Origin of the sequence: Prevotella sp. P5-50 (assembly GCF_002251295.1) — a bacterium.
GTDB lineage: Bacteria > Bacteroidota > Bacteroidia > Bacteroidales > Bacteroidaceae > Prevotella.
On the sequence record NZ_NPJA01000012.1, the window covers coordinates 1 to 6,548 of the forward strand.

Genomic DNA, 6,548 nt, shown 5'->3' on the forward strand with positions numbered 1-6,548 from the left:
TTTCCTGTGTCAGTTCCTTGATGGCTCTGAGGATGGTATCAGAGCTGCATGTACGAAGGGTAGGATGATACGAGAGATGGCGCATCAGTTGTGACGTTACATCTTCCACGCATGAGCCGCCACAGAAATAAACGCTCATCAGCGAACGGACTATCTCGCTGAACTGATATCCGAAGATACTGCTGCATCTCTGACCCAGTGTTGAGTCGATAACGGGTGAAAGCATGGAGTCAAATTTCTCCATGATTGAAAAAATTCCTCCAAAAGGTGTGAGTTTCTCAGATTTAATTTGTATTTTTGCCATGTCATATTAGAGTTTTGCTTGTTTTCTTTTTGCAACACTAAGATAAGTGAAAATTCTGACATGGCAAAATCCTGGGCAACTTATTGTTGCTCAGGAACTTATAAATAAAGTTAAATTATAGTGTTGCGGAATTAAGGTTATCATCAATAGCAAATAGTTATGAGTCTACAAGTACAAGGCTTGTCGTACATCCATCCCAATAAAGACATACTGTTCCAAAACATTAGCTTCTCTGTAACTTCGGGAGACAAACGCGCCATTATAGGGAATAATGGCATAGGTAAATCGACACTTCTAAAGATATTGGCTGGCAGACTTGCCCCGTCGGCCGGTACAGTGCTGTGCGATGACCGTCTCTATCTCGTTCCTCAGCATTTTGGTCAATACAATGATCAGACAGTGGCAGAAGCATTAGGCCTTTCGAAAAAGCTTCAGGCACTGTCTGCCATCTTGGGCGGACGAGGGACAGAGAATGACTTTGCTGTTCTCAATGACGAATGGGACCTTGAGGAACAGATATTAGCTGCCTTCACTAAATGGGGCATAGACTATATTACTCCGGATATGTCTCTGGCCTCACTTAGCGGAGGGGAGAAGGCCAAGGTGTTTCTTGCAGGAATCGAGATATTCAAGCCTGACATGATCCTGATGGACGAGCCTACCAATCATTTAGACATGAAAGGCCGGGCCCAGCTCTATGACTTTGTCCAGAAGACGAACAGCGCCACAGTCATTGTCAGTCACGATAGGGCTTTGCTGAACCTGATGCCGGGCATCTTTGAGATGTCATCCACTGGCATGCAGTTCTATCCAATGAACTACTCTCAATACAAGGAGACTGTTGATGCAGAGTATGCCGCTAAAGTCGCAAGTCTTCAGAACGAGCAGAAAGAACTGAAGAAAGCTGAGAAATTGGCACAGAAGACCATGGAACGGCAGCAGAAACATGCCTCAAGGGGAGAAAAGCACAGTGCAGGACAGGGTATAGCCCGCATAGCCATGGGGAACAGACGTGACAGCTCGGAAGCAGCAACCTCTCATCTGAACAAAGTTCAGCAGGAGAAACTGCAAAGGATGAGTCAGGAGGTACATGAGATACGGGCATCCATCAGCGATGACAAATCAGTGAAGATCAATATCAGCAATTCTGATATGCATGGAAGCAAACTGCTGATAGAAGCTGATGGCTTAACTTACAGATATGAGGGGCGGAATGTCTTATGGCAGGAAGATCCATTGAGCTTTTCCATCTCAAGCGGCGAGCGGATCTGGCTTCAAGGTGATAATGGAAGTGGCAAAACCGCATTGCTCAAACTGATTGCAGGTTCCATACTGCCCACCACTGGAAAGATATGGCGAAGAGATTCATTGAAAATCTTGTATCTTGACCAGGAGTATTCCTGTATTGACAATGACAAGACCGTATATGGTCTTTTGGAAAGCTGCAACAGCAAGAAGCCCGAGCATGAACTGAAAATGCTTCTCAACCGCTTTATGTTTACAGCTCAGACGTGGGATAAGAAATGCGGATGTCTGAGCGGTGGCGAGCGGATGAAACTGGCCTTGTGCCGTCTGCTCATCGTAGAGAAGGCGCCGGATATCATCATCGCCGATGAGCCGACAAACAATATAGACATTTCCTGTATGGACATATTGGCTGACACGTTGAAGAATTATGTCGGGACATTGCTCATCGTCAGTCATGATGAACAGTTCATTCATGGTATTGGCATCAAACGGATAATCAGTATTTCTTGAATCCCCTTTATGAACACTAAGGCAACGGCAAGAAAATATTAATTTTAGCTATCATATTTCTCGTTGTCAAATGAATGTTGTAATGTAAGCGTATCGGCATTCACGTATTGCCACAAAAAAACTGAGCAAGGAATACTTGCTCAGCTCTGTTATTCTTTTGTTGAAGGTTGCCAACGGTCTGGCAATAGGTTCCTATAATTCTCCAGTGGTACGTTGGGTTGCCATTGGGCAGTCCTGTCAAGGATGTCAGTGAGGTAGTCGAAGAAGTTGAGGTGGTTCATCTTGGCGGACAATGCCAGGGTATAGAGCACGGCGGCGCGTTCGGCTCCTTTATGGGAACCGAAGAAGAGTGAGCTTCTTCCAGGATGTCACAGGGACAGGTCATTGACATCAGATGTCACAGGGACAGGTCATTGACATCATGACTTTCAATTCTTATGGCTTGCAGTATTACAGTTTTCGGAAAGGAAAAATTGGTTTCGCGAGGACTGTTCCTGTTTCTTGGACAACGCCAATTCACACCAGGCGTTACAATATAACAATATAACAGTTTCCAAAAACGATTTTTTGCGTTACAGTTACAGTATTACAGTTTTGAGAAACGGTATTTTTTTGGTTGCTTCGCAAGAAATAATCTGTAATTCAGGGAGGCAGCAAACAAAATCTTTAACTAAAATCCTTGACGAGAATGCGCTCGAATACCTCGCTTCTGGGAAGGGTTTTATTTTGGATCGCCTACGGCTCGACATCTTAACAATAATCTTTACAAGAATCTTTAACTATAATCTTTCCGTGATTTCTGTGTGCTCCGTGGATTTTTTTTAGATGTCACAGGGACAGGTCATTGACATCCTGTTGGCGCGGATGTAGAAGTGCGTGCAATGCTTCTCTATCTCACTGACAATTTCCTTCGAGCACGAACCACAGTCGGCTCTGAAGCGATTCACACGGATGCTGTTGGCTTCCAGTAGGGCAAAGAATCTCTTGTGGGTCTCAGCCTGATAAAAGCGCACATTTGTGTTGCCATCGCTGTTCTCGACATAGACAATCATGTCACCGATGACATATACGCCAGGTCTGTAGCCGAGGAACTTTTTGTAGGTCGGTTTTGCATCATACTTCTCCGTTTCAAGAAACTGATGGTCAAAGTCAACATCGTATTCCTCAATTTCCTTCAACTCGCCTGTAGAAACCAAAGCGTTTATAAGCAATGTGTTGAGTTTGTCTGCAGTATTGAAATCATAGGTCTTGCCTTGGTCGGAAGTATAGGAGATGTTTTCCTGTGTCAGTTCCTTGATGGCTCTGAGGATGGTATCAGAGCTGCATGTACGAAGGGTAGGATGATACGAGAGATGGCGCATCAGTTGTGACGTTACATCTTCCACGCATGAGCCGCCACAGAAATAAACGCTCATCAGCGAACGGACTATCTCGCTGAACTGATATCCGAAGATACTGCTGCATCTCTGACCCAGTGTTGAGTCGATAACGGGTGAAAGCATGGAGTCAAATTTCTCCATGATTGAAAAAATTCCTCCAAAAGGTGTGAGTTTTTCAGATTTTATTTGTACCTTTGTACCTTTGCAGCGCCTTGTTACGATTTTCGCTTGTTTTCTAATTGCAACACTAAGATAAGTGAAAAATCTGACACGGCAAAATCCTAGGCAACTTATTGTTGCTCAGGAACTTATAAATAAAGTTAAATTATAGTGTTGCGGAATTAAGGGAATAGAATAATAGCCTGTTATTCGAGATAATAATATGCCATTAGTAAAGCATGACTACCCTGTTTTAGAGTACGATACCGCATCAAAAGCTGTTTTTCAGCCGGGAAATGGGAAAAAATGTTTTCCTGCAAAAGCAGTGTTTGCTTTTTTAGGAGACGAGGTTGAAAATTATGCACATACCCATGATGGAATACAGATAGATGAATTTGAAAGTGCAACAAGACGATATCCTATTTATGAATGTCTTTATAATCAGGAGAAAATATGTCTATGTCCGGCTCCTGTGGGAAGTGCTGCTGCCGTCCAAGTTTTAGAATATTTAATTGCAGCGGGTGTAACAAAGATTATTTCCGTCGGCTCCTGCGGCGTATTGGAAGACATCCCGGAAAATAGATTTTTGATACCTGTTTCTGCATTGAGAGATGAGGGAACATCTTACCATTATCTTCCTCCCTCCCGAGAAGTAGAGATTTCAAAGGCTGGTATAAATGCGATTGAATCTGCTTTAAGCCAAAAGAATATACCATATTGGGAAGTTAAAACATGGACAACAGACGGTTTTTATCGAGAAACAGTAGAAATGGTTCAGTATCGGAAAGAAGAGGGATGTCAAGTAGTAGAAATGGAATGTTCCGCATTGGCGGCGTGTGCAAAATTTAGAAAAGTTACATGGGCTATGCTGCTTTTTTCAGCCGATACTCTTGCAGACCCTCATAAATACCAAGAAAGAGAATGGGGAAAAACAAGTATATCCATAGCCTTAGAATTAGCCTTAGACGCTGTTTTATCAGTTGTTGAGGAGTAAAAATAAATACATATAGGAGTTACAATGAATATAAATGAATTTCCACAACAAGTAAATCAAGTTATTTCAATAGCAGAAACCATATTACAAGGTCAAATATTGGGGATATATTTATATGGTTCAGCAACAATGAATGGGCTGCGTCCAGATAGTGATATAGATATACTGATAATTACTAAACAAGAATTGAGTAATTCAATCAGAGCAGATCTAACAAAGCAATTATTGAAAATTTCTGGCTCCGTAGGCTGTATTGAAAAAAGACCTTTAGAGGTAACTATTATCAATCAATCTGATATTGTTCCGTTGCAATTTCCGCCAAAATGTCAGTATATGTATGGTGAATGGCTAAGGGGAGAGATGGAAGCAGGAGAATATCCGCAAGCCTGCAATGACCCAGATATAATGATTTTATTATGGCAAGCAAGAAAAAATAGCATAACTTTGAAGGGGGCGGAAAGCAAAGAGCTTATTCCCGCTATCCCATTTCACGAAATTAAAAAAGCAATTCGGTTTTCTTTACCTGGTTTGATTTCCAGCTTTAAGGGTGATGAAAGAAATGTGTTATTAACCTTATCACGAATGTGGTTTACTTTAGTAACAGAAGAAATCACGACAAAAGATGTTGCCGCAAAATGGGTAATTTTAAAATTGCCGGAGAGATTTCCCCCCCCCCCTGCTAACAACGGCAAAGGAAGCTTATTTGGGAAATTTGTCTGATGAATGGGAGACAGTAGAAAAGGAAGCGATGGCACTTGTAGAATATATGAAAAAACAAATTGAGGAATTACTTAGAACAGAGTAGCAAAGTTAGCGGGGCCAATCAACGGTCAAGATGAACGGCGCATAAATGCGCCGCCGTTGACAGTCCCGCCCGTCTTTGCTGATGGGCAATCAAGGCGGGAAAGCCCTAAAATGGCTTCCCGCCCATTTCAATCTTGAGAGAAGAAACGCTCCAAAATCAGAAAGAGAGCGGTAAATCTGAATTGCGAGGGAGAATGTAGATGAATCAAGGAAGAATTATTGTGATTACAGGTTCGCCGGGAACAGGAAAGACAACAACTGCGTCGATTGTCGCAAAAGAATCGAACATGGATAAATCTGTGCATATGCACACAGACGACTTTTTTCATTATTTAAGCAAAGGAGCAATACCGCCGCATTTACCAGAGTCCAACGAACAAAATTTAGTTGTCATTGAAGCCTTTTTAGAAGCTGCAAAGCGCTATGCCCGCGGCGGATATGATGTAATTGTAGATGGAATTGTCGGGCCGTGGTTTTTAGAACCATGGAGAGCCCTTGTTCGAGAAGATTATGAAGTACACTATATTGTTTTAAGAGCCAGTAAAGAAGAAACTATGAAACGAGCTGTGGAACGTTCAAAATTAGACAGAAAAACAAATGTTGAATTAGTAGAAACAATGTGGGAGCAATTTTGTAATTTGGGGATATATGAATCGAATGTTATAGAAACGACAACCTATTCTATCCAAGAGGCTGTTTTTGCAGTAAAAGAAAAAATTTCAAGTGGAGCCGCATTGCTATCTTAAACGATTTCTAAAAATCGAAATTTCATTTATCCCTAAAATCCGCAACTATCATCCAATACACGATTAAGGGTAGATTTATGAGTCGTTAGTAGCAGCTTTCAGTAAAAAGCAACAGCACAACATCAATATGTAGCCACCATCCCCTTACCCCACGATGCGACTTGAGGTAATACGCAGATTCAAACCGGAAAGAAAGGATTCTTATCCGAATTCTGTTTTGAAGGGTTTTGCATAAGCTCGGTTCTCTGTGTAGATATTCAGCACGTATTGCCTTGCAGTCATGATCCACTTGGCAGGTACGGAGATGAATCTGAAGACAAAAGCCTTTATGCGACTCGTTTTCTTGAGCCCAAAAGCCTTGGTGTCAAGCCTGCTCATGATGGTCTTGTAGAAATTGTGTATCA

The 6,548-nt window shown here is 42.1% G+C and carries 3 protein-coding genes and 5 pseudogenes; 4 read left to right on the forward strand and 4 right to left on the reverse strand.

The genetic code is table 11. The features are described from left to right. A pseudogene (locus tag CIK88_RS01725) lies at positions 1–304 on the reverse strand (IS1380 family transposase); the annotation flags it as partial. Between the two features lie 159 nt (positions 305–463). On the opposite strand from CIK88_RS01725, the gene CIK88_RS01730 reads away from it, so the two are divergent. Next, positions 464–2,062 (forward strand): ABC-F family ATP-binding cassette domain-containing protein, encoded by a 1,599-nt coding sequence (locus CIK88_RS01730; protein ID WP_094434127.1) that lies wholly within the window; start codon positions 464–466, stop codon positions 2,060–2,062. Positions 2,063–2,211: 149 nt separating this feature from the next. Here the strand turns inward: CIK88_RS01730 and CIK88_RS01735 are convergent. Together CIK88_RS01735 and CIK88_RS01740 are read right to left on the reverse strand one after the other, a co-directional pair. Then, positions 2,212–2,421: pseudogene (locus CIK88_RS01735) on the reverse strand (IS66 family transposase); the annotation flags it as partial. Positions 2,422–2,907: 486 nt separating this feature from the next. Then, positions 2,908–3,582: pseudogene (locus tag CIK88_RS01740) on the reverse strand (IS1380 family transposase); the annotation flags it as partial. Positions 3,583–3,823: 241 nt separating this feature from the next. On the opposite strand from CIK88_RS01740, the gene CIK88_RS01745 reads away from it, so the two are divergent. From CIK88_RS01745 to CIK88_RS01755, 3 genes and pseudogenes are all read left to right on the forward strand, one after another. Next, on the forward strand, positions 3,824–4,594 hold the full coding sequence (locus CIK88_RS01745; protein WP_052802846.1) for a nucleoside phosphorylase: 771 nt from the start codon (positions 3,824–3,826) through the stop codon (positions 4,592–4,594). A 24-nt stretch (positions 4,595–4,618) separates the two neighbouring features. Next, a pseudogene (gene ant(9), locus CIK88_RS01750) lies at positions 4,619–5,399 on the forward strand (aminoglycoside nucleotidyltransferase ANT(9)). A 199-nt stretch (positions 5,400–5,598) separates the two neighbouring features. Beyond that, positions 5,599–6,144, forward strand: coding sequence for an AAA family ATPase (locus CIK88_RS01755; protein ID WP_002578721.1), 546 nt, complete (start codon positions 5,599–5,601; stop codon positions 6,142–6,144). A gap of 201 nt (positions 6,145–6,345) precedes the next feature. Here CIK88_RS01755 and CIK88_RS01760 read toward each other — a convergent pair. After that, a pseudogene (locus tag CIK88_RS01760) lies at positions 6,346–6,548 on the reverse strand (IS1380 family transposase); the annotation flags it as partial.

Bases quoted from the DNA above. Each gene is read 5' to 3' on its own strand.
- CIK88_RS01730 (WP_094434127.1), top strand. From the start codon at position 464: ATGAGTCTACAAGTACAAGGCTTGTCGTACATCCATCCCAATAAAGAC.
- CIK88_RS01745 (WP_052802846.1), top strand. From the start codon at position 3,824: ATGCCATTAGTAAAGCATGACTACCCTGTTTTAGAGTACGATACCGCA.
- CIK88_RS01755 (WP_002578721.1), top strand. From the start codon at position 5,599: ATGAATCAAGGAAGAATTATTGTGATTACAGGTTCGCCGGGAACAGGA.